Below are 21473 nucleotides of genomic sequence, written 5' to 3' on the forward strand. Positions count from 1 at the left end.
AGATGCCGTATCAAGTACTTCCCGACGTCCCCAACGCTCATCTAAATGAGAATCGTTGCGATTATAGTTCCTGTTAAGTCAGCCGTAATCATTTTTGAATAATCTGTTTTCTTGCAGGAAATTTCTGTGGTGTGGGGGGGACGCCCGTATTTCCGGGCTTGACGGGCGAAGGCGAGGGGGCCACTCAAATCGCGATTGTCCGTGATTTCAGACAGCGTGCCCCGGCAACGCCTTGGCGAGGGAGAAAAGACAAAAAGGGCGCAGGGGCCAGCAGCAGCGGGAAGAGGCGAAGCGGGGATGTGACAGCGTAATTCGCTGATCGCCTGAAAAAAGGCGAAAAAAAATCGGCATACGGGACGCGGAAAACAGTGCAGGGCACCGCTTTCCATCCCGCACGCCGATCAGATCGACATGCTGCGCAGATCGATCAGCTTTCCAGAACCGGCGAGCGCGTCCGCAGGTATTCGGCGAATTGCTCGCGGACTTCCGGGTGTTGCAGCGCGAATTCAACCGTTGCCTTCAAATAACCGAGCTTGCTGCCGCAGTCGAAGCGCGTGCCGTGATAGCGATAGGCCAGCACTTGTTCTTCGCGCATCAGCGACTCGATCGCGTCGGTCAGTTGATACTCACCGCCCGCACCCGGCTTCAATGCACGCAGGTGCTTGAAGATTGCCGGCTTCAGCACGTAACGGCCCACCACGCCGAGCGTCGACGGGGCGACTTCCGGCTTCGGCTTTTCCACGATGCCCGACAGCGAAATCACATCGTCGCCGAGCTGTTGATCCGGCGTCACGATACCGTACGACGCCGTTTCCGACGGCGGCACGTCTTCCACGCCGATGATCGAATTGTGGAAGCGGTTGAACTTCTCCACCATCTGCGTCAGCACCGGCGGCTTGCCATACAGCAAGTCGTCCGCGAGGATCACGGCGAACGGATTATCGCCCACCAGTTTTTCCGCGCACATTACCGCATGACCCAGGCCCAGCGCTTCCGGCTGGCGCACATAGAAGCAGTCCACGTTTGCCGGCTTGATGCTGCGTACCAGCGCCAACAGCTTTTCCTTGCCGCGCGCTTCCAGCTCGGCTTCCACTTCGTACGATTTGTCGAAGTGATCTTCGATCGCGCGCTTGCTGCGGCCGGTCACGAAGATCATTTCGGTGATGCCAGCCGCAACCGCTTCCTCAACCGCGTATTGGATCAACGGCTTGTCGACGATGGGCAGCATTTCTTTCGGGCTGGCTTTCGTCGCGGGCAGGAAGCGTGTTCCAAGACCGGCGACGGGGAAAACAGCTTTAGTGACTTTTAGCATTTATGAAACCCCCGCGGCTAATTTAAAAAGACCGATAAATACAATATCGCAAACAAATGCGGCGGTGTTCGCGCTCACCTCGGGCGGTTGACCTTCCTAGGGTGTTCGGTGACACTGCAATGTCGCCTGACCGCGTCCGCATCTCCCCCAAAAGCACTGCACGACGGACGATGCTCAAGTACGAAACGGATGGTCAGGCGACTCAGGCGACAGTCAAGCAGCGTTCAGGCGTCCCAGTTGGGTCGCGAGCTTCGCCAATGTCGTCTCATATTCTGCCAGTCTTTTCCGCTCTTGTTCTACGACCGCTTCAGGTGCTCTTGCAACAAAGCTATCGTTTTGTAACTTGGTGCGCGCCTTTTGCACCTCGGCCTCCAGCCGCGCTACTTCCTTGCCCAGTCGTTCCTTCTCCGCGGCAACGTCGATTTCGACTTCCAAGGCCAGTTTGCTTGCGCCACTGACGGTCACCGGCGCGCCGGCGGCGCGGGCGTCCAACGCTGCTTCGCTGTCGAGAATCTGCACTTCCGACAGACGTGCGAGTGCTTGCGCGTAGGGCGCGAACGTCGCCAGCCGCGCGGCGTCGCCGCTGGCCAGCAGCGGCACACGCTTCGACGGCGGAATCGTCATCTCGCCGCGCAGATTCCGGCAGGCATCGATCAGGCCCTTCAACTCGGCAACCCAGGCCACGGCCGCGGCGTCGATCCGCTCCGGGGCCGCCAGCGGGTAGGCCTGCGTCATGATCGACGCCTCCTCCGGCTGCGCGCCTTCGGGGTAACGGCCGGCCAGCGGGGCCACCTTCTGCCACAGCGCCTCGGTGATGAAAGGGATCACCGGATGCGCCAGGCGCAGGATCGTCTCCAGCACGCGCAGCAAGGTGCGGCGAGTGGCACGCTGTTGGGCCGGCGTGCCGGACTGCAGCTGCACCTTGGCAAACTCGACGTACCAGTCACAGTACTCGTCCCAGACGAAGCGGTATATCGCGCCGGCGATGTTATCGAGACGGTAATCGGCGAAACCCTTGGCGATATCGGCCTCGGTCTGCTGCAACGCCGACACGATCCAGCGGTCCGCCTGCGAAAAGTCCAGATAGCCATCGGGCCCGCAGTCTGATTTGCACGTGTCCACGCCGCAGTCATGGCCTTCGCAATTCATCAAAACGAAGCGGGTGGCGTTCCACAGTTTGTTACAAAAATTCCGATAACCTTCGCAACGCGCGAGGTCGAAATTGATGTTTCGACCCAGCGTTGCCATCGAGGCGAACGTGAAACGCAGCGCGTCGGTGCCGGTGGCGGCGATGCCCTCCGGGAACTCCTTGCGCGTCTTCTTCTCGATCTGCTGCGCCTGCTTCGGGTTCATCAGCCCCGTGGTGCGCTTCGCCACCAGCGCATCCAAGGCGATACCGTCGACGATATCGATCGGATCGAGCGTATTGCCCTTCGATTTCGACATCTTCTGGCCTTCGGCATCGCGCACCAGGCCGTGCATATAGACGGTCTCGAACGGCACCTTCCCCGTGAAGTGCGTGGTCATCATGACCATGCGCGCGACCCAGAAGAAAATGATGTCGAAGCCGCTAACGAGCACCGACGACGGCAGGAAATGCGACAGTTCCGGCGTCTTCTCGGGCCAGCCGAGCGAGGAGAAGGGCACCAGCGCCGACGAGAACCAGGTGTCGAGCACGTCTTCGTCGCGCCGCAGCGGACCGCTCACGCCGGCCGCGCGCGCTTGCGCCAGCGCTTCGTCCTCGGACGCCGCGACATAGATGCCGCCTTGCTCGTCATACCAGGCGGGAATCTGGTGGCCCCACCACAATTGGCGCGAGATACACCAATCCTGGATGTTTTCGAGCCATTGGTAGTAGGTCGTCGTCCAGTTTTCCGGGACGAATTTGATCTGGCCGTCGCGTACGACATCCAGCGCCACTTCGGTGATCGACTTGCCCGGATGCAAGGCATCGGCCGGTGCCGGCTTGCTCATCGCGACGAACCATTGGTCGGTCAGCATCGGCTCGATGACCGAGTTCGTCCGATCGCCACGCGGCACCATCAAACGGTGCGGCTTGACGGATTCGAGGAAACCGCCGGCGTCGAGGTCCGCGACGATGCGCTTGCGCGCCTCGAAGCGTTCCAGCCCGCGATAGACTTCCGGCGCGTTGTCGTTGATATGCGCGTCGAGCGTCAGGATCTCGATCTGCGGCAATTGGTGGCGCAGGCCGACCTGATAGTCGTTGAAGTCGTGCGCCGGCGTGACCTTGACCACGCCAGTGCCGAACTCGCGGTCGACATAGTCGTCGGCGATGATCGGAATATCGCGGCCCACCAAGGGCAGGCGCACCGTCTTGCCGATCAACGGCGCATAGCGCTCGTCTTCCGGATGCACCATCAGCGCGACGTCGCCCAGCATCGTTTCAGGGCGCGTGGTGGCCACTGTCAACGTGCCGCTGCCGTCGGTCAGCGCATAGCGGATATGCCAGAGCGAACCTTCTTCTTCCTCGGAAACCACCTCGAGGTCCGAAACCGCCGTCAGCAGCTTCGGATCCCAATTGACCAGGCGCTTGCCGCGATAGATCAGGCCCTGACGGTATAAGGTGACGAACACGTCGCGCACGGCGGACGACATTTTCTCGTCCATCGTGAAGTATTCGCGGGACCAGTCGATCGATGCGCCCAGGCGTCGGATCTGGCGCGTGATCGTCGAGCCCGATTGTTCCTTCCACTCGTGCACGCGCTCGACGAACTTCTCGCGGCCGAGCGTATGACGGTTCAGGCCCTGCGCGTCCAATTGTCGCTCGACGACGATCTGCGTCGCGATACCGGCGTGATCGGTGCCCGGGACCCACAGCGTGTTATGCCCGAGCATCCGGTGATAACGCGTCAGCGCATCCATGATCGTCTGGTTGAACGCGTGGCCCATATGCAGCGTGCCGGTGACGTTCGGCGGCGGCAACTGAATCGAGAAGTCGGGACGATCGGCATCCAGCGTCGGCTTGGCATAGCCGCGGCGTTCCCATTCCGGGCCCCAGGTCGATTCGATCTGGGCCGGGTCGAAGCTCTTGGCCAAGGCGTTCGCCGCGCTGGCGGCGTCGGTCTCGCGGGCCGCCGTGGCGGCTAAGGGCGTCGTCGTTGGGGAATCTGCTTGCGGCGTGCTGGCCCGCTGGCCGGTCTGCTGGCCGTCGATGGGGCCATTCGGGCGTTGATCGCTGTCGCTCATGGTGTGCCTGGAATCGGTTTACTGGTGCGGTAATGCAAAGGTAAACCGCCGATTATACGGCGTGTACAAGGCGCGGAGCAGCTTCCGTGCGGCTTAGGTCCGAAAGCTGCGTCGCGCTTATAATGAAGGCCGTTTTTTCCGCCGCGGTCGTTGCGGCGGGTTTGCGCCTCTATCGCGCCCTTTTTTACGTTCCGATCCCGCCCCGTCCATGTCCGATCTGCTTGCCAACCTGAATCCCGAACAGCTAGCCGCGGTGACGCTGCCGAACGAGGCGGCCTTGATCCTGGCCGGCGCCGGGAGCGGCAAGACCCGCGTCCTGATCACGCGTATCGCATGGTTGATCGGTCAGCGTCAGGCGAGTCCGTCCGGCATCCTTGCCGTCACGTTCACGAACAAGGCCGCCCGCGAGATGACCTCGCGCCTGTCGACGATGTTACCGATCAACACGCGCGGCATGTGGATCGGCACCTTCCACGGTCTGTGCAACCGGCTGCTGCGTACGCATCATCGGGAAGCCGGGCTGCCGCCGGCATTCCAGATCCTGGATACCGCCGATCAGCTCTCGGCGATCAAGCGTCTGCTGAAGGGTCTGAACGTCGACGAGGAAAAGTATCCGCCGAAGAATCTGCAGTACTTCATCAACGGCGCAAAGGAAGAGGCATTGCGCCCGCCGCAGGTGGAGGCGAACGATGCGTTCAACCGCCGCTTCGTCGAACTCTATGAAGCCTATGAAGCGCAGTGCCAGCGTGAGGGAGTCGTCGATTTCGCCGAATTGCTGTTGCGCAGCTATGAGCTGCTGCAGCGCGATCATGCGTTGCGCAAGCATTATCAAGCCCGCTTTTCGCATATCCTGGTCGACGAGTTCCAGGACACGAACCGCCTGCAATATGCCTGGCTGAAGATGCTGGCGGGCGAGCACAACGCGATCTTCGCCGTGGGTGACGACGATCAGAGCATCTATGCGTTCCGCGGCGCGAATGTCGGCAATATGCGCGACTTCGAACGCGAGTTCAATGTGCGGCACCTGATCAAGCTGGAGCAGAACTACCGTTCCCACGGTCATATCCTGGACTCGGCGAACATTCTGATTTCGAACAATTCGCAGCGGCTCGGCAAGGACCTGCGGACCGATGCCGGTCATGGCGAACCGGTGCGGGTCTACGAGGCCGCCACCGATACCCAGGAAGCGAATTGGATCGTCGAGGAGATCCGTGCCCTGATCAACCAGGGCCAGGCGCGTCAGGAAATCGCCGTGCTGTATCGGAGCAATGCGCAGTCGCGCGTGGTCGAACATGCCTTGATGGCGGCGGGCGTGGCGTATCGCGTGTATGGCGGCCTGCGCTTCTTCGAGCGTCAGGAAATCAAGCACGCGCTGGCCTACCTGCGCCTGATCGATAATCCGGGCGACGATACCGCCTTCCTGCGCGTGGTGAATTTTCCCGCGCGCGGCATCGGCGCCCGGTCGATCGAGCAGCTCAGCGACATGGCCCGCCTCTACAACTGCCCGCTGGCGGCGGCCGTGCCCTACGTGACGGGTAAAGCGGGCACGTCGCTCGGCAACTTTCTGCGCTTGATCGAGCAGGTGCGTGCCGAAACGCAGTCGATGAATCTGCCGGATCTCGTACGCCATCTGGTCAAGGCGAGCGGCTTGGAGACGCATTACCAGGCCGAACGGGAAGGGCAGGAGCGGCTGGAGAATCTGGAAGAACTCGTCAATGCGGCCAGCGCTTACATGGGCGAGGAAGGGCTGCGTCGCGACGCGCCGGCGCGCATGGTGCCGATGGCGCCGGGCGCCAGCGCCGCGACACCGATCGTCGAGGGCGACGGCGTCGACGTGTTGGACGCGCCGATACCGGGCGCCCCGGAAACGGTGGCGATGACCCCGCTTGCCGGCTTCCTGTCGCACGCCTCGCTGGAGGCGGGCGATAACCAGGCCCAGGCGGGTCAAGACGCCGTGCAGCTGATGACGGTGCACGCGGCGAAAGGCCTGGAATTCACGGCCGTGTTCATCACCGGTCTCGAGGAAGGCCTGTTCCCGCACGAGAACAGTGCGATGGAGCGCGAGGGACTGGAAGAGGAGCGGCGACTGATGTACGTCGCGATCACCCGCGCGAAGGAACGCCTTTACCTGTCGTTCGCGCAAAGCCGTATGTTGCACGGTCAGACGCGCTACAACCTGCGTTCGCGTTTCTTCGATGAATTGCCCGAGGGCGCACTCAAATGGCTGACGGCAAAGGTCGAGCCGGCTGCGCGATGGGGCGGTCGCGCCGATAACGCCGGCTGGGGGCGCGATTGGTTCGGGCGCGGCGGCGCAAAGAGCGAGGGGAGTGGCGGGACCGAGCGTGTTCGCGACGATAGCTATCGTCCCGATCCGGCGCCGCTACCGTCCTATGCGACGAAGAACAAGGAGGCCGATACCGGCTTCCGTGTCGGCGAGCCGGTGTTTCATACCAAGTTCGGCGAAGGCAAGGTGATCGGGCTGGAAGGGGCCGGCGTCGATGCGCGCGCCCATGTCGACTTCAAGCGGCACGGTGCGAAGTGGCTGGCACTCGCGGTCGCGAAGCTGCAACGGATCGACGACTGAAGGGGCTTTGGCGGGGCGGCTGTCGATTTGCAGCCGCCAGTCTGAAAAGCGGTCGCGCGTGCGAGGGGTTACGCGGTGTCGCGACGCATTGTCAGACGGTGGATCAGCGCGTCGGCGCTGTCGGGCTTGTCGCCGGTTTCTGCGGCGGCATCGGGGGGCCTTCGACGGCGAAGCAGCCGCGGTAGGTCGCGTACAAGGAGCAGTTGAACATCGTCACGAAGACCGCGACGACCATCATCATCACCATGATCGTGCCAGCCATGCCGGTGCCGGCCAACGCGGTTAACAGCAAGGCGGCGACCCACAATGCCAGCATCGTGAGGAACCACAAGCCGCCATACACGATGAAGGCGATCTTGTTGCGCCACAGCGTATAGATGCTGAAGAACAAGGCTTTGTGTGGCGGGACGTCGTGCCAGGCCACCAGCACCGGCGCAAACCAGAAGATGACGGCGACGACCAGATAGCCGAGCATCATGATCGGCATGGCCTGCTGCGCGGTCGTCATCGCGCCGGCGCGGATTTCTTGTTCGGACGGCATATTGCCGAATAACATCATCTGCGCGAAGGTGCCGTCGTCGCCCAAGGCCGACAGGGCGAACACGGCGCAGATGCAGATGAAGTAGACCACGCCCAGCACCAGCAAACGCCGCGCGATCACCGAGCCGGACAGAAAGGCGGCAGCGAGGATATTCGGGAAGGCCGGTTTGCCCGACAGCACCTCGCGGCTCGCGGCGAAGAAACCCACCGTGACACCGGGAAGCACCATCAGCATGATCACTGTGCCGATGACGGGCGGCAGCGACACGAGGCGCATCAGCAGCAAATAGGCGAAAGACAGCGCGAGGAACAGCAGGGGGCTGCGGCGGAACGTACCCAAGCCCTGGCGGAACCACAACGCGCCGTCCTTGGCAGTGACGTGTTTCAGTTGCATGACGTCGCGAATCAGCTAAAACAGGCGGAAATGGGGTGCTACCGAAGCGTGTCGTCGTCTGATGCGGCAGGCAATCGTCGTATGCACCAGCGCGGTCCGACCGCGTAAGACGCCGTGCGTGAAACCGCTCACGCAACGCTTCGGGCGATCCGCAGCATAACAGGAACCGCGGCGCGATGGTCGCTTATCGGCCGCCGCGAGGGCTTGGCGGCGCGCGGAGCGCTTAGGACAGAGGGCCGTCGATCGTCGCATCCTGCGCCCGGATCCGGGCGCGCAGCGTCCGCTCGAAGCGTTGCGGATCATGCGCCTGCAACAGGGCCGCACTGCGCGGCAGGTGGAAATCGTAGAGTCGCGACGTCCAGAACCGCAGCGCGCCGGCACGCAGCATGTCGCGCCAATGGCGCCGTTCGACCGCGGTGAGGGCGCGGACCTGCTGATAGGCCTGCAGCATGGCGGTGACGCGCGGCATGTCCAATTCGCCACTGTCCAGATCGACGCACCAGTCGTTGACGGTGACCGCCAGGTCGAACAGCCATTTGTCGTTGCCGGCAAAGTAGAAGTCGAAGAAGCCGCCCAGGCGCGGTGTCGCATCGGCCGGATCGTTGACGAACAGGACATTGTCGCGGAACAGATCGCAATGGCAGGGACCGCCCGGCAGTTCGCGATAATCGTCCGAAGCAAAGAACGCGCTTTGATGCGCGATTTCATCGGCCAGCAACTGCGCTTGATCGACTGTCAGGAAGGGGTGCAGCAGGGGCGTGACCTCGCGCCACCAAGACAGGCTGCGCAGATTCGGTTGCTGGACGCCGAAATCCTGTCCGGCCAGATGGCTGCGCGCGAGCATCGTACCCACTTCGGCGCAATGCGCGGGGGCCGGCGACAGTTCGGCGCTGCCCGGCAAGCGCGTCACGATGGCGGCGGGCTTGCCGTGCAGCAGCCCGAAGAGGCTGCCGTCCGCGCGCTGCACCGGATCCGGGACGCTGATCCCATGACCCGCGAGATGGCGCATCAGGTTCAGGTAATACGGCAACTCGTCCGGACGCAGCTTTTCGAAAATGGTCAGTACGTACTCGCCGTTCGCCGTGGTCAGGAAGAAATTGCTGTTCTCAATGCCGGACGCGATGCCGCGCAAACCCAACGAGGGCCCCAACGGATAGTCGGCGAGCCACGCGGCGATATCGTGATCGGAAACAGACGTGAAGACGGCCATGCGTGAAAAAAACCGGAGGCAGAAGGGAGGGAAAAAAGTCGCAAATCGGAAACGACGTACAGCGTACCCCGTGGATCGCGCGCAAGCAATCATTGATCAGTACAGGTGAACGCCGATAAGGCCTACTGGACGTATTACCGTGTACAAATAAATAGCGGTTCAGGCGAGGGGTCGTGCCGTACGCTGCCGGTGGCACGGGCGGCGCAGGAGTCGAGCGGGTATCGGCGCAAAGGGCGATCCGCGAAGCGATTCAAACGTTCGAATGCGCGATGGGATGGCAGGTAAGCGGGACGTGCAGCATGCTCGCCCGCTCGCGGCCAGCGTCAGTAAGACAGCTTGATAGACGGGATGCGGCCGTTCGGTGCGCCATTGCTCGGCACATGCGGCGAGTTGTCCACCGGGTTCGACATCGAATAGCGGGTGCCGAAGTTGGATCGGACATCGATCTCGGTCGGCTTGCCCTTGTCGCGGTACTCGGTTACTTCGGTGCCGGAGCGATCACGGGTGTGGAAGCTCGGCTCGCGGATCGTGTTGAGTTCGACGCTCGACGACACGACCGCGCCTGGACGGTTGATCTGTTCGAGGTCAGGCAAGCCCGCTGCCTCGTTTGCCGACATCGGATGGGCGGCACCGGCCTGACGGGCCGCGGCTGCGTTTTCAGCCGCGGCGGCTTGCGCGGCCGTGCGGCTATCCTGCGGCGCGCTGTCGGACAGCGTCGGCGGCGCATCGGAGACGCCCGACGTGGCAGGGGTGGCGGGGGATTGTGCAAAAGCGGCACCCGAGCACATCAAGGCGCCGGCGATAAGGCCGGCCGCGAGGGATTTCATAGCGGATCTCCAGAATCTTGCGGAATTCTAGCAAACTGTGAGCCTGTTGCGATGGCAGTCATTGTGACGTCCGGCGCGTTCCTTGCAAGGTGTCGTGTCCGTGTCACGGTGAGGCCATCGTGAACGGATGATCGGGCCCGCGCGGACGTGCTCGCTTCCGTGGTACTGTGGCCCCAACGGGCGCCGCCGCACCGGCGTCGATCATCGATCGAGCGGTGTGGTGCAACGCGCCGTCATGCGGAAGGACATTCCAGGATGGAGTCACCACACAGCGGGCAGAATGTCGCTTGGCTTGGCAGAACAAGGATGGCAGAACGATGAAGGAAGACGTGCGCACAAACACGGGGATGCCACGGGCATCGTCCTCACCTCACGACGCAGCATCGGCGCAGCGCTGGACCCGCTTCGATGATCCCGCGGCGGCCCTGGCGCGTTTGAATGCGCTGTACGCGGAAAGTACGCAGACCTTGCAGGCCGCGTTCGGGCGCTTCAAGCGCGGCGAGACGCTGCCGCCCGGAAAAGTGCGGGCCTGTTATCCGATGCTGCGCGTGACGGTGGATGCCGCTAATGAGTTGGATTCGCGTCGCTCGTTCGGTTTTGTCGCCGGGCCCGGCGTGTTCGAAACCACGGTGACGCGCCCGGACCTGTTCGACCACTACTACACGCAACAACTGACGCTGCTGCGCCGCAATCATCCGGATGGCGTCATCGAAGTCGGCATGTCGGACCAGCCGATGCCCTTGCATTTCGCCTTTGCCGAGGGAATCCACCTGGAAGGCGAACTGGATCAGGCGCATCTGCGCACCTTGCGCCGGCACTTCGATACGCCCGATCTCGCGCAGCTCGACGATGCGATCGTCAACGGCACGCACGATCCGGGTCCCGACGCACCGCAGCCCTTGGCGCTCTTCACCGCGCCCCGTGTCGACTTCTCGCTGCATCGGCTGCGGCACTACACGGCCACCTCGCCGACGCATTTTCAGAACTATGTGCTTTATACGAATTACCAGTTCTATATAGACGAATTCGTGCGGATGGGACGTGACTTGATGGAGCGCGTGGACGATCCGGCAGAGCAGGCACGCCGCGCCGCCTACACGGCATTCGTCGAGCCCGGCGACGTGATCACGCCGAATGCGAACCGCGCCGAAGGGACGTTGCCGGCGGATTGCCAGGCCAGTGGCATGCCGCCGCCGAGGCTGCCGCAAATGCCGGCCTATCACTTGAAGCGCGCCGATGGCAGTGGCATCACGATGGTCAATATCGGCGTGGGGCCCTCGAATGCCAAAACGATCACCGATCACGTCGCGGTGCTGCGCCCGCATGCCTGGCTGATGCTTGGGCACTGCGCCGGCTTACGCAATACGCAGCGACTCGGCGACTATGTACTGGCGCACGGCTATGTGCGGGAGGATCACGTCCTTGATGCGGATCTGCCCCTCTGGGTGCCTGTGCCGCCGCTGGCGGAGATTCAGGTGGCGCTGGAGCAGGCCGTTGCCGACGTGACGCGCCTGGAAGGGCGGGAGCTGAAGCGCGTGATGCGTACCGGGACCGTGGCGAGCGTCGATAATCGCAATTGGGAGTTGCGGGATTATCGCGAGCCGGTGCAGCGCTTGTCGCAAAGCCGGGCGATCGCCTTGGACATGGAGTCGGCGACGATTGCGGCAAACGGTTTCCGGTTCCGCGTGCCGTACGGCACCTTGCTCTGCGTGTCGGACAAACCGCTGCACGGTGAATTGAAGCTGCCGGGCATGGCGGATTCGTTCTATCGCGAGCAAGTGAACCAGCACTTGAAGATCGGGATCAGGGCGATGGAATTGCTGCGCGAAAACGGGCTTGAAAAACTGCATAGCCGCAAGTTGCGCAGCTTTGCCGAGGTCGCGTTTCAATAAGGCGGGCGCGCGTGTCAATCGGGTCTGTGTCGGACGCGATCGAGGCGCAGGCCATGCGCTGTCGGCCTCTTCGATCGAACGACGCTGCCGTCCTCCGATCGAAGAGGCCCGAGGCTCAGAGGTAGAACATCTGGTCGTCTTCGGACTTGGCCTTGACGCGTTCGTCCTCGGCCTTCGTATCCTTGCCGCTTTCGTAGAATTGCACGATGGCGGCGAGGATCTCGTCGGGATCGTCGAGGACCTGGATCAGCTCCTCGACATCGTTCTCGCCGATCAGCTTGCGCGTTTGCAAGGTGTTCTTGAACCAGTCCAGCAGACCCTGCCAGAACTCGGCGCCCACCAGAATGATCGGCACCCGACGCGATTTCTTCGTCTGGATCAGCGTCAGCACTTCGGCCAGCTCGTCGAGCGTGCCGAAGCCGCCCGGCATGACGATGACCGCGTCCGAATTCTTGACGAAGGTCACCTTGCGCGTGAAGAAGTGGCGGAAGCGCAGCGAGATGTCTTGAAACGCGTTGCCGGACTGCTCATGCGGCAATTCGATATTCAGACCGACGGACGGCGACTTGCCCCGATGCGCCCCGCGATTCGCCGCTTCCATGATGCCGGGGCCGCCGCCTGAAATCACGGCAAAGCCGGCGTCGGACACCTTCTTCGCGATCTTCTCGGTCAGCTTGAAATACGGGTCCTTGGCCTTGATGCGGGCCGAGCCGTAAATGCTCACCGCCGGCCGCAATTCGGACAGGTATTCGGTGGCTTCGACGAACTCTGCCATAATCGTGAACATCTGCCATGAGGCTCGTGCCTTCTTGGCCGTCGCGCGGTCGAGATCCGCGACGGAGCGCAGACTCGGAATCACTTTTCTATCGTTCATATGTCGGAACAACACACTCTGGACGGCAAGGTCCTGTTATTGGTAGATGGATCGAGCTACTTGTACAGGGCCTTTCATGCGATGCCCGATCTGCGCGGTCCTGGCGGGGAACCCACCGGCGCGCTGTACGGCATCATCAATATGTTGCGCCGCTTAAGGCGCGAGTACCCTGCAGAGTATAGCGCGTGCGTGTTCGACGCGAAGGGGAAGACGTTCCGTGATGCGATGTTTGCGGACTACAAGGCACATCGTCCGTCGATGCCTGAAGACCTCGCGGCCCAGGTCGAGCCGATTCATCACGCGGTGCGCGCGCTGGGCTGGCCGCTGATGATGGTCGACGGCGTCGAAGCCGACGACGTGATCGGCACGCTGTGCCGCCGCGCCGCGGAACAAGGCATGAAAGTCATTGTCTCCACAGGCGACAAGGATCTCGCGCAACTGGTCAACGAGCAGGTGACGTTGGTCAACACGATGAGCAATGAGACGCTCGACGTGCCGGGTGTCGAGCAGAAATTCGGCGTGCCGCCGCGCTTGATCGTCGATTACCTGTCGCTGATCGGCGATACCGTCGATAACGTGCCGGGCGTCGAGAAATGCGGCCCGAAAACGGCCGTTAAGTGGCTGACCGCGTATGGCGATCTGGATGGCGTCATGGCCAACGCCGACGGGATCAAGGGCGTGGTGGGCGACAATCTGCGCCGCGCGCTCGAATGGCTGCCCACCGCCCGCAAGCTCGTGACGGTGGAGACCGCCTGCGATCTGACCGAGCATATGGTGTCGATCGACGAAAGCCTGCCGGCACGGCCCGAAGCCAACGGCGAGCTGCGCGACGTCTTCGCCAAATACGGCTTTCGCACCTGGTTGCGCGAAGTCGAGGCCGCCGAAGGTCCGAGCGGCGCAGGCGGCAGCACGACGGCATCCGGCAATCTGTTCGGCGATGAAGTCGATGCGGTGCTGCCGGCGCCGGTCGTCGGCGCCTCGGTCGATATCGAACGTGAATACGAGACGATTCTCGATTGGGAAACGTTCGATCGCTGGCTGCAGCGCATCGATGCCGCCGAGCTGACGGCTTTCGATACGGAGACGACGGCACTCGATCCGATGGTGGCACGCCTTGTCGGGATGTCGTTCGCCGTGACGCCGGGGCAGGCGGCCTATCTGCCGCTCGCGCATTGCGGACCGGGCGCGCCCGAGCAACTGCCGTTCGACGAAGTGCTGGCGCGGTTGCGCCCCTGGCTCGAAAGCCGGGACAAGCCGAAGGTCGGTCAGCATATGAAGTACGACGAGCAGGTGCTGGCGAATTACGGCATCGCCTTGCAGGGCGTCGTGCATGACACCTTGCTGCAGTCCTACGTGCTCGAATCGCATCACAAGCACGATATGGATACGTTGGCGAGCCGGCATCTGGGCGTGACGACGATCAAGTACGAGGCGATCTGCGGCAAAGGTGCCTCACAGATCGGCTTCGACGAAGTGGATGTGCAGCAGGCTTCGGACTACGCCGCCGAAGACGCCGATATCACGCTGCGTCTGCATTACGCGATGTATCCGCAGATCGCGCCGCATAAAGGCCTCGATTATGTGTACCGGCAGTTGGAAGTCCCGGTCTCACGGGTCTTGTGCCGCATCGAGCGCAACGGCGTACTCGTCGATACGGACCTGCTGGGCAAGCAAAGCCATGAAATCGGCTTGAAGTTGCTCGATCTCGAAAAGCAGGCTTATGAATTGGCCGGTGGTGAGTTCAATATGAATTCACCGAAGCAGATTGGCGAAATCTTCTTTACGAAGCTGCAGTTGCCGGTGGTCAAGAAGACGCCGAGCGGATCGCCGTCGACCGATGAAGAGGTGCTGCAGAAGTTGGCCGAGGATTTCCCGTTGCCGAAGGTCCTGCTCGACTATCGGGGTCTGGCAAAGCTGAAATCGACCTACACGGACAAGCTGCCGCGGATGGTCAATGCCGAGACGCATCGGGTGCATACGACCTATGCGCAGGCGGTGGCGGTCACGGGAAGACTGGCGTCGAACGAGCCGAATCTGCAGAACATTCCGGTACGCACCGCCGAGGGCCGGCGTATTCGTGAAGCGTTTATCGCGACCCCCGGTTGCAAGATCGTATCGGCCGACTATTCGCAGATCGAATTGCGCATCATGGCGCATATCTCCGAGGACGAAGGTCTGTTGCGCGCCTTCGCAGCCGAAGAGGATATCCACAAAGCAACGGGGTCGGAAATCTTCAATGTGCCCTTGGCCGAGGTGCAACCGGACCAGCGGCGTGTCGCGAAGATGATCAACTTCGGGCTGATCTACGGCATGAGCGCGTTCGGTCTGGCCGCAAACCTCGGCATCACGCGCGACGCGGCGAAGCTGTATATCGATCGCTACTTTGCCCGTTACCCGGGTGTGGCGCGGTATATGGAGGAAACGCGCATGCGTGCGCGCGAAGACGGTTTCGTCGAAACGGTGTTCGGGCGACGTCTATGGTTGCCTGAGATCAACGGGGGCAATGGTCCGCGTCGTCAGGCCGCGGAGCGTGCGGCGATCAATGCGCCGATGCAAGGGACAGCCGCCGACCTGATCAAGCTGTCGATGATTGCCGTGCAGGACTGGCTCGACCGGGAACAACGACAAAGCCGCATGATCATGCAGGTACACGATGAACTGGTGCTGGAAGTGCCCGAGGCCGAGTACGACGAAGTGCGGACACAGTTGCCTGCGCTGATGTGCGGCGTCGCCGAATTGAAGGTGCCGCTGGTGGCCGAAGTCGGTGCCGGCGCCAACTGGGAAGAGGCGCACTGAAGAAAAGGGGGGCGGCTAATGCGCCCCCTCGAATGCTCAGCGAGGCGAAGGCCCGGTGGCAATCGGGTGGCTGCGGTCCGCCACCCATTCGCTCCACGAGCCGGCATACAGCGCCGCGCCCGGCAGGCCGGCGATTTCCATCGCCAGCAGATTGTGGCAGGCCGTGACACCCGAGCCGCATTGCATGATCGCGCTCTCGGGCGGCGTGTTTTCCAGCACGGCGACAAAGGCGGCGCGCAGGGCGGCAGGGGACTGGAACTGGCCGCGCTCGTCCAGATTGTCCTTGAAGAAGCGATTGCGTGCGCCCGGAATGTGCCCGGCTACCGGGTCCAGCGTTTCATTCTCGCCTCGGTAACGGTCCGGCGCACGCGCGTCGACCACCAGACGCGCATTATCGTCGACGTTGGCTAAGACGGCCGCCGTATCGACCACCGACACCAAGGGCGCACCGGCGACGAAGTCCCCCGCTACGGCCGCCCGTGGCGCGCTGAACTCGACCAGGCCGCCATGTGACTCCCAGGCCGGCATGCCACCATCGAGCAGCGCGACCGCGTCATGGCCGAGCCATCGCAGCAGCCACCACAGGCGGGCGGCGTACATGCCGCCCTGCGCATCGTAGGCGACGACTTGCGTGTCGGCACGCATGCCGAGTTGGGCCAGCGTCGCCGCAAGGGTGTCGCGATCCGGCAGCGGATGGCGACCGCTGCCCGGCGTCTTCGGACCCGACAGGTCGAAGTCCAGACTGAGATGGCGTGCGCCGGGCAGGTGGCGCTCGGCGAAGGCGCGTGGGCCGGCTTCCGGATCGGAGAGATCCGCGCGGCAATCGATGATCAATAAGGATGCGGCATCGGCGACGATGCGCGCCGCCAAGTCGGTGGCATCGATCAACGTCGTGTATTTCGGCAGGCTAGGCGTCTGGCTGGATGTCATGCGTCATTCTCCAAAGACACGGCATGGCGAAGTCGGCGGCGGGACAGGCGGTACAGGATCCGTCGTCTCGAGAGAGGACGACGAGGCGAACCCGGCCGCACTGCGCGCCGCCCTGGCGCAAGCCGCTGCGCCATGCACTGTCAGTAAGTCAGGCGGTTGCGCAGGTATTCATGGAAGCAGCGCATGCCGTCTTCCATCGGACTTTGATACGGTCCTACTTCCGATACGCCCCGATCCATCAAGACCTTGCGCCCCGCATCCATCCGCTCGGCGATTTCATCGTCCTCGCGGGCGGTTTCCATATAGGCGGCGCGTTCGGCCTCGACGAACTCACGCTCGAACAGCGCGATTTCCTCGGGGTAATAGAACTCGACGATATTGGTCGTGTGTTGCGGTCCCCGCGGGATCAACGTCGACACGACCAGCACGCCGGGATACCACTCGAGCATCAGATTTGGATACGCGAGCATCCAGATCGCGCCATGCGGCGGTTCCTTCCCGCCATGGAACGACAGGATGGCATCGTGCCATTTTCGGTACGTCGGCGTGCCCGGCTTCGACAAGCCCTTATGCACGCCGACGGTCTGGACGCTGTACTCGCGGCCGAATTCCCACGTCAAGTCGTCGCACGAAACGAAGCTGCCGAGCCCCGGATGGAACGGCACGACGTGATAATCCTCCAGGTAGACCTCGACGAAGGACTTCCAGTTATAGCGACACTCATGGACCTCGACATGGTCGAAGCGATAGCCATCGAAATTGAACTGCCGCATCGGACCGAGGCCGGCGAAATCCGCATGGACGTCGCGCCCGTTCGCCTCGAACAGCAGGCCGTTCCAATTGACGAGCGGGGTACTGCCCAGATTCAGGCATGGCGTCTGCGGAAAATGGGGCGCGCCAAGCAGGGTGCCGTTCAGGTCGTAGGTCCAGCGATGCAACGGGCAGACGATATTCTGCGCGTTGCCGCGACCGTTGAGCATGATGGCCTGACGGTGCCGACAGACGTTCGACAGCAGCGCAATCGTGCCATCTTGGTTTCGGACCAGCAGGCGCCCTTCGTTTTCGCCGGGAAGGGCGAAATAATCGCCCGGTTCCGGGACCATCAGCTCATGACCGATGTAGCGAGGGGCTTTGGCGAACAACGCTTGTTGCTCCCGTGCCAGCAGTGCTTCATCAAAGTACGCCGAGACGGGGAGTTGCGACGGAACCGCTTTCAGCTCCGGGGTATTACTGAGATTGGACATTCCCACTCCCATAAAACGTGGAAAGCAGCGAACAACCCAACCATCGAAAATTCGATTTAGGGAACCGGAGATTATAATCGTCGAGAGGGATTCGCGCCAGCACGTTCTATTCTAACGTGTGACATCGGTCTGATATTGATCGACTTTTATCGATGCGTGGGCAATAGTTGATTCGATTGGGCCGTTGTATCGAGGCACTTTTCCGCAAAAACGACCGCGACGCACTTTGGTGTTGCATCCTTGCCGAAGCGGGCAACCGCACGGGCGATCCGTGTTTGCCGTAAAATGCCGCATTTATCCCTTACTGCCCGTCAGGAAGCGGCGATTTTCGACCGCGCGGACGGTCTTCGGCGAAAGGCCAAGGGACGAAACTCACGATACACGGCGGTGCGTGCGGCGCGGCGCCGACGCGGTAGAAAAACAGGCAAAAACAGGCGGATAGCGCCGCGGGACGAAGCGATGCAAGCCGAAACAGGCATGAGCACTACCGTCGACGCGGCCTGCCGGAGCGACGACGAGATGACGCAACAGATGAACGAATCCAGCGGGGCGCGCGCCGCCCAGTCTTTCAATGACTGGATGAAGGATGTACAGGCACGGACCGAGTCGGCGCTGGACCGCTATCTGCCGGCCGCGACGCAGGCGCCGGAACGCCTCCACGAAGCAATGCGCTATGCCGCATTGGGCGGCGGTAAGCGCGTGCGGCCGCTGCTGTGCCACGCCGCCGGCGAAGCGTTGGATGCACCGGTGGCGGCCTTGGATGCGGCCGCCGCAGCGCTCGAAATGATTCACGTCTATTCGCTGGTGCATGACGACCTGCCGTCGATGGACAACGACGCGATGCGTCGCGGCAAGCCGACCGTGCACGTCCAATATGACGATGCGACCGGTCTGCTGGTGGGCGATGCATTGCAGACGCAAGCGTTCTTGACGCTCTGCGACGAGGCGATCCCGGCCGCGCGTCGTGCCGGCCTGGTTGCCGAGCTGGCGATGGCGAGCGGCTCGCAAGGCATGGCGGGCGGTCAGGCAATCGATCTGGCATCGGTCGGCTTGAAGCTGACGCGCGAGCAGCTGGAAAATATGCATCGCTTGAAGACCGGAGCGCTGTTGCGCGCGGCGGTCCGCTTGGGTGCGATGTGCGGTGCGTCCGATGCCGACGCGACGGCCAGCCATGCGGCATTGGCGTCCCTCGATGTGTATGCGAGTGCGATCGGCCTGGCGTTTCAGGTCGTCGACGATATCCTCGACGTGACAGCCGATTCCGCCACGTTGGGCAAGACGGCCGGAAAGGATGCCGCCGCCGACAAGCCGACCTATGTCTCGCTGCTGGGCCTCGACGCCTCGCGGGCGTTGGCGCGGCAGCTGCAGGCGGAGGCGAATCAGGCCTTGCTGCCTTTCGGCGCGCGCGCGCAGCGTTTGTCTGAACTGGCCGAATTAGTGGTTCAGCGCGCATACTAGGCGCTTTCCGCTACGGCGAATTGCCGTTGCTGCACTGCGGCAACGGGCGAATTGCGGCGTCCTGCCAAGCACTTAGGCAGTGATATCGCATAGCGGGTCCCTTGCTTCACAGCCGCCGAGAGGGCGGCGCCAAACGAAAACTGTCATGTACGACTTGCTGAAAACCATCGACGACCCGGCTGCATTGCGCCAACTGGATGTGAGCGCGCTGCGTCCACTCGCCGACGAATTACGCGAATACGTGTTGCAAAGCGTGTCGCAGACCGGCGGGCATCTGTCGTCGAATCTCGGTACGGTCGAGCTGACCATCGCCTTGCACTATGTGTTCAATACGCCCGACGATCGCATCGTCTGGGACGTGGGTCACCAGACTTATCCGCACAAGATTCTGACGGGCCGTCGCGACGCGATGCCGACGTTGCGGCAGTTCGGCGGCATTTCCGGTTTCCCGAAGCGCGACGAGTCGCCGTACGACACGTTCGGCACCGCGCACTCGAGCACGTCGATTTCGGCGGCGATCGGGATGGCGACCGCGGCGCGCATCAAAGGCGAAGATCGGACCGCGATCGCCGTGATCGGCGATGGCGCGATGACGGCCGGCATGGCGTTCGAAGCGTTGAACAACGGCGGCGTGTCGGACGACCTGCCGCTGCTGGTCATCCTGAACGACAACGACATGTCGATCTCGCCGCCGGTGGGGGCGCTGAACCGCTATCTCGCCCGTCTGATGTCCGGGCAGTTCTACGCGGCCGCGCGCAAGGGCGTCGAGCGCGTGTTGCGCGTGGCGCCGCCGGTGTTGGAATTGGCACGTCGCTTCGAAGAGCATGCGAAGGGCATGGTCGGTCCGGCGACGATGTTCGAGGAATTCGGCTTCAACTATATCGGGCCCATCGACGGCCACGATCTGGATTCGCTGATCCCCACGTTGCAGAACATCAAGGCCTTGAAGGGGCCGCAGTTCCTGCACGTGGTGACGAAGAAGGGTCAGGGCTACAAGCTGGCCGAGGCCGATCCGGTGCTGTACCACGGCCCGGGCAAGTTCAATCCGGCCGAAGGGATCAAGCCTGCGCCGGCCGGCAAGAAGACCTATACGCAGGTCTTCGGCGAATGGCTGTGCGACATGGCCGAGCTGGACCAGCGCATCGTCGGCATCACGCCGGCCATGCGGGAAGGCTCGGGCATGGTCGAATTCGAGCGTCGTTTCCCGGAACGGTATTTCGATGTCGGCATCGCCGAGCAGCACGCGGTGACGTTCGCCGGCGGGATTGCGACGGAAGGCATGATTCCGGTCGTCGCGATCTACTCGACCTTCCTGCAACGCGGCTATGACCAGTTGATTCACGATATCGCCCTGCAGAATCTGCCGGTGGTGTTCGCGATCGACCGCGCGGGCCTGGTGGGCGCCGACGGTGCAACGCATGCGGGCGCCTACGATATCGCCTTCATGCGCTGCATTCCGAACATGGCCGTCATGGCGCCGGCGGACGAGGACGAATGTCGTCAGATGCTCTACACGGCGACGCAAATGGGCACGCCGGCCGCCGTGCGTTATGCACGCGGTGCCGGCGCCGGTGTGGCGACGGTCAAGCAGATGACTGGCGTACCGGTAGGCAAGGGTCAGGTGCGTCGCGAGTCGACGTTGCCGCAACGGGGCGCGAACGGCAAGGCCGGGCAGGCGCCGAAGATCGCGATCCTGGCATTCGGCACGATGGTGGCGCCGAGTATCGTGGCAGGCGAGGCGATCGATGCGACCGTCGTCAATATGCGTTTCGTAAAGCCGATCGACGGCGAATTGCTGACCTCGCTGGCGGCCACGCACGACGCCATCGTGACGGTGGAAGAGGGCTGCCTGATGGGCGGCGCCGGTTCGGCTTGCCTCGAGTACCTGGCGTCGATCGGCGCGGCGTTGCCGGTGCTGCAACTTGGTCTGCCGGACAAGTTCATCGACCATGGCGATCCGGCCAAGCTGCTGTCCCTGTGCGGACTCGACGCGGCCGGTATCACGGCATCGATCAAGACGCGCTTTCTCGACGCGGCAGTGACGACCGATGGCGCGGCGACGGCACAGCAGGGCAACAAGGCCAAGCTGGTCGCCTGATAAGGTGTTGCGTTCGTCGCGTTCGCTTTCAGGGTGGACGCGACGGCGAAAAAAAGAGCGGGATCCTTTACGGGATTCCGCTCTTTTTCATTCCGGCGCGATGCTCG

13 protein-coding genes are annotated in these 21473 nt (G+C 62.7%); 5 read left to right on the top strand and 8 right to left on the bottom strand.

What is annotated here, in order from left to right; translation table 11 throughout:
• Window positions 1-427 precede the first annotated feature (427 nt).
• Together galU and ABEG21_RS06040 are read right to left on the bottom strand one after the other, a co-directional pair.
• Complete coding sequence (gene galU / locus ABEG21_RS06035) at window positions 428-1312, bottom strand: UTP--glucose-1-phosphate uridylyltransferase GalU (RefSeq protein WP_347556329.1); 885 nt, start codon at window positions 1310-1312, stop codon at window positions 428-430.
• Between the two features lie 213 nt (window positions 1313-1525).
• Complete coding sequence (locus tag ABEG21_RS06040) at window positions 1526-4519, bottom strand: valine--tRNA ligase (RefSeq protein ID WP_347556330.1); 2994 nt, start codon at window positions 4517-4519, stop codon at window positions 1526-1528.
• Between the two features lie 208 nt (window positions 4520-4727).
• Between ABEG21_RS06040 and ABEG21_RS06045 the strand changes: the two genes are divergently transcribed.
• The gene (locus ABEG21_RS06045) at window positions 4728-7103 is read left to right on the top strand and encodes a UvrD-helicase domain-containing protein (RefSeq protein ID WP_347556331.1); all 2376 of its coding nucleotides are present in this window, start codon (window positions 4728-4730) and stop codon (window positions 7101-7103) included.
• Window positions 7104-7206: 103 nt separating this feature from the next.
• Here ABEG21_RS06045 and ABEG21_RS06050 read toward each other — a convergent pair whose 3' ends face one another.
• The 3 genes from ABEG21_RS06050 to ABEG21_RS06060 all read right to left on the bottom strand — a co-directional run bounded on the left by ABEG21_RS06050 (window position 7207) and on the right by ABEG21_RS06060 (window position 10074).
• Window positions 7207-8037, bottom strand: coding sequence for a BPSS1780 family membrane protein (locus ABEG21_RS06050; protein WP_347556332.1), 831 nt, complete (start codon window positions 8035-8037; stop codon window positions 7207-7209).
• Window positions 8038-8260: 223 nt separating this feature from the next.
• Complete coding sequence (locus ABEG21_RS06055; RefSeq protein ID WP_347556333.1) at window positions 8261-9247, bottom strand: homoserine kinase; 987 nt, start codon at window positions 9245-9247, stop codon at window positions 8261-8263.
• Between the two features lie 323 nt (window positions 9248-9570).
• Window positions 9571-10074 (bottom strand): hypothetical protein, encoded by a 504-nt coding sequence (locus tag ABEG21_RS06060; RefSeq protein WP_347556334.1) that lies wholly within the window; start codon window positions 10072-10074, stop codon window positions 9571-9573.
• Between the two features lie 347 nt (window positions 10075-10421).
• Here ABEG21_RS06060 and ABEG21_RS06065 point away from each other — a divergent pair, with 347 nt between their 5' ends.
• On the top strand, window positions 10422-11966 hold the full coding sequence (locus tag ABEG21_RS06065; RefSeq protein WP_347556651.1) for an AMP nucleosidase: 1545 nt from the start codon (window positions 10422-10424) through the stop codon (window positions 11964-11966).
• 115 nt (window positions 11967-12081) lie between these two features.
• Here ABEG21_RS06065 and ABEG21_RS06070 read toward each other — a convergent pair whose 3' ends face one another.
• Window positions 12082-12840, bottom strand: coding sequence for a TIGR00730 family Rossman fold protein (locus tag ABEG21_RS06070; protein ID WP_347556335.1), 759 nt, complete (start codon window positions 12838-12840; stop codon window positions 12082-12084).
• On the opposite strand from ABEG21_RS06070, the gene polA reads away from it, so the two are divergent.
• Entirely contained in the window at window positions 12841-15636 is a 2796-nt protein-coding gene (gene polA / locus ABEG21_RS06075; RefSeq protein WP_347556336.1) for a DNA polymerase I, read from the top strand.
• A 36-nt stretch (window positions 15637-15672) separates the two neighbouring features.
• Here polA and ABEG21_RS06080 read toward each other — a convergent pair whose 3' ends face one another.
• Complete coding sequence (locus ABEG21_RS06080) at window positions 15673-16566, bottom strand: sulfurtransferase (protein ID WP_347556337.1); 894 nt, start codon at window positions 16564-16566, stop codon at window positions 15673-15675.
• Window positions 16567-16706: 140 nt separating this feature from the next.
• The gene (locus ABEG21_RS06085; RefSeq protein ID WP_347556338.1) at window positions 16707-17810 is read right to left on the bottom strand and encodes an aromatic ring-hydroxylating dioxygenase subunit alpha; all 1104 of its coding nucleotides are present in this window, start codon (window positions 17808-17810) and stop codon (window positions 16707-16709) included.
• 579 nt (window positions 17811-18389) lie between these two features.
• Here ABEG21_RS06085 and ABEG21_RS06090 point away from each other — a divergent pair.
• Window positions 18390-19268: a polyprenyl synthetase family protein gene (locus tag ABEG21_RS06090; RefSeq protein ID WP_347556652.1), complete on the top strand. Its 879-nt coding sequence runs from the start codon at window positions 18390-18392 to the stop codon at window positions 19266-19268.
• Between the two features lie 145 nt (window positions 19269-19413).
• Window positions 19414-21366 carry a 1-deoxy-D-xylulose-5-phosphate synthase gene (gene dxs / locus ABEG21_RS06095; protein WP_347556339.1) on the top strand — a complete coding sequence of 651 codons (1953 nt, stop codon included), beginning with the start codon at window positions 19414-19416 and terminating at the stop codon, window positions 21364-21366.
• Window positions 21367-21473 lie beyond the last annotated feature (107 nt).

Origin of the sequence: Robbsia sp. KACC 23696, assembly GCF_039852015.1 — a bacterium.
In the GTDB taxonomy this organism is placed as follows: Bacteria; Pseudomonadota; Gammaproteobacteria; order Burkholderiales; family Burkholderiaceae; genus Robbsia.

Coding starts and splice junctions, on each gene's coding strand:
- ABEG21_RS06045 (WP_347556331.1), top strand. CDS start 4,728: ATGTCCGATCTGCTTGCCAACCTGAATCCCGAACAGCTAGCCGCGGTG.
- ABEG21_RS06080 (WP_347556337.1), bottom strand. CDS start 16,566: ATGACATCCAGCCAGACGCCTAGCCTGCCGAAATACACGACGTTGATC.
- ABEG21_RS06055 (WP_347556333.1), bottom strand. CDS start 9,247: ATGGCCGTCTTCACGTCTGTTTCCGATCACGATATCGCCGCGTGGCTC.
- ABEG21_RS06050 (WP_347556332.1), bottom strand. CDS start 8,037: ATGCAACTGAAACACGTCACTGCCAAGGACGGCGCGTTGTGGTTCCGC.
- ABEG21_RS06070 (WP_347556335.1), bottom strand. CDS start 12,840: ATGAACGATAGAAAAGTGATTCCGAGTCTGCGCTCCGTCGCGGATCTC.
- ABEG21_RS06040 (WP_347556330.1), bottom strand. CDS start 4,519: ATGAGCGACAGCGATCAACGCCCGAATGGCCCCATCGACGGCCAGCAG.
- ABEG21_RS06090 (WP_347556652.1), top strand. CDS start 18,390: ATGAAGGATGTACAGGCACGGACCGAGTCGGCGCTGGACCGCTATCTG.
- galU (WP_347556329.1), bottom strand. CDS start 1,312: ATGCTAAAAGTCACTAAAGCTGTTTTCCCCGTCGCCGGTCTTGGAACA.
- dxs (WP_347556339.1), top strand. CDS start 19,414: ATGTACGACTTGCTGAAAACCATCGACGACCCGGCTGCATTGCGCCAA.
- polA (WP_347556336.1), top strand. CDS start 12,841: ATGTCGGAACAACACACTCTGGACGGCAAGGTCCTGTTATTGGTAGAT.
- ABEG21_RS06085 (WP_347556338.1), bottom strand. CDS start 17,810: ATGTCCAATCTCAGTAATACCCCGGAGCTGAAAGCGGTTCCGTCGCAA.
- ABEG21_RS06060 (WP_347556334.1), bottom strand. CDS start 10,074: ATGAAATCCCTCGCGGCCGGCCTTATCGCCGGCGCCTTGATGTGCTCG.
- ABEG21_RS06065 (WP_347556651.1), top strand. CDS start 10,422: ATGCCACGGGCATCGTCCTCACCTCACGACGCAGCATCGGCGCAGCGC.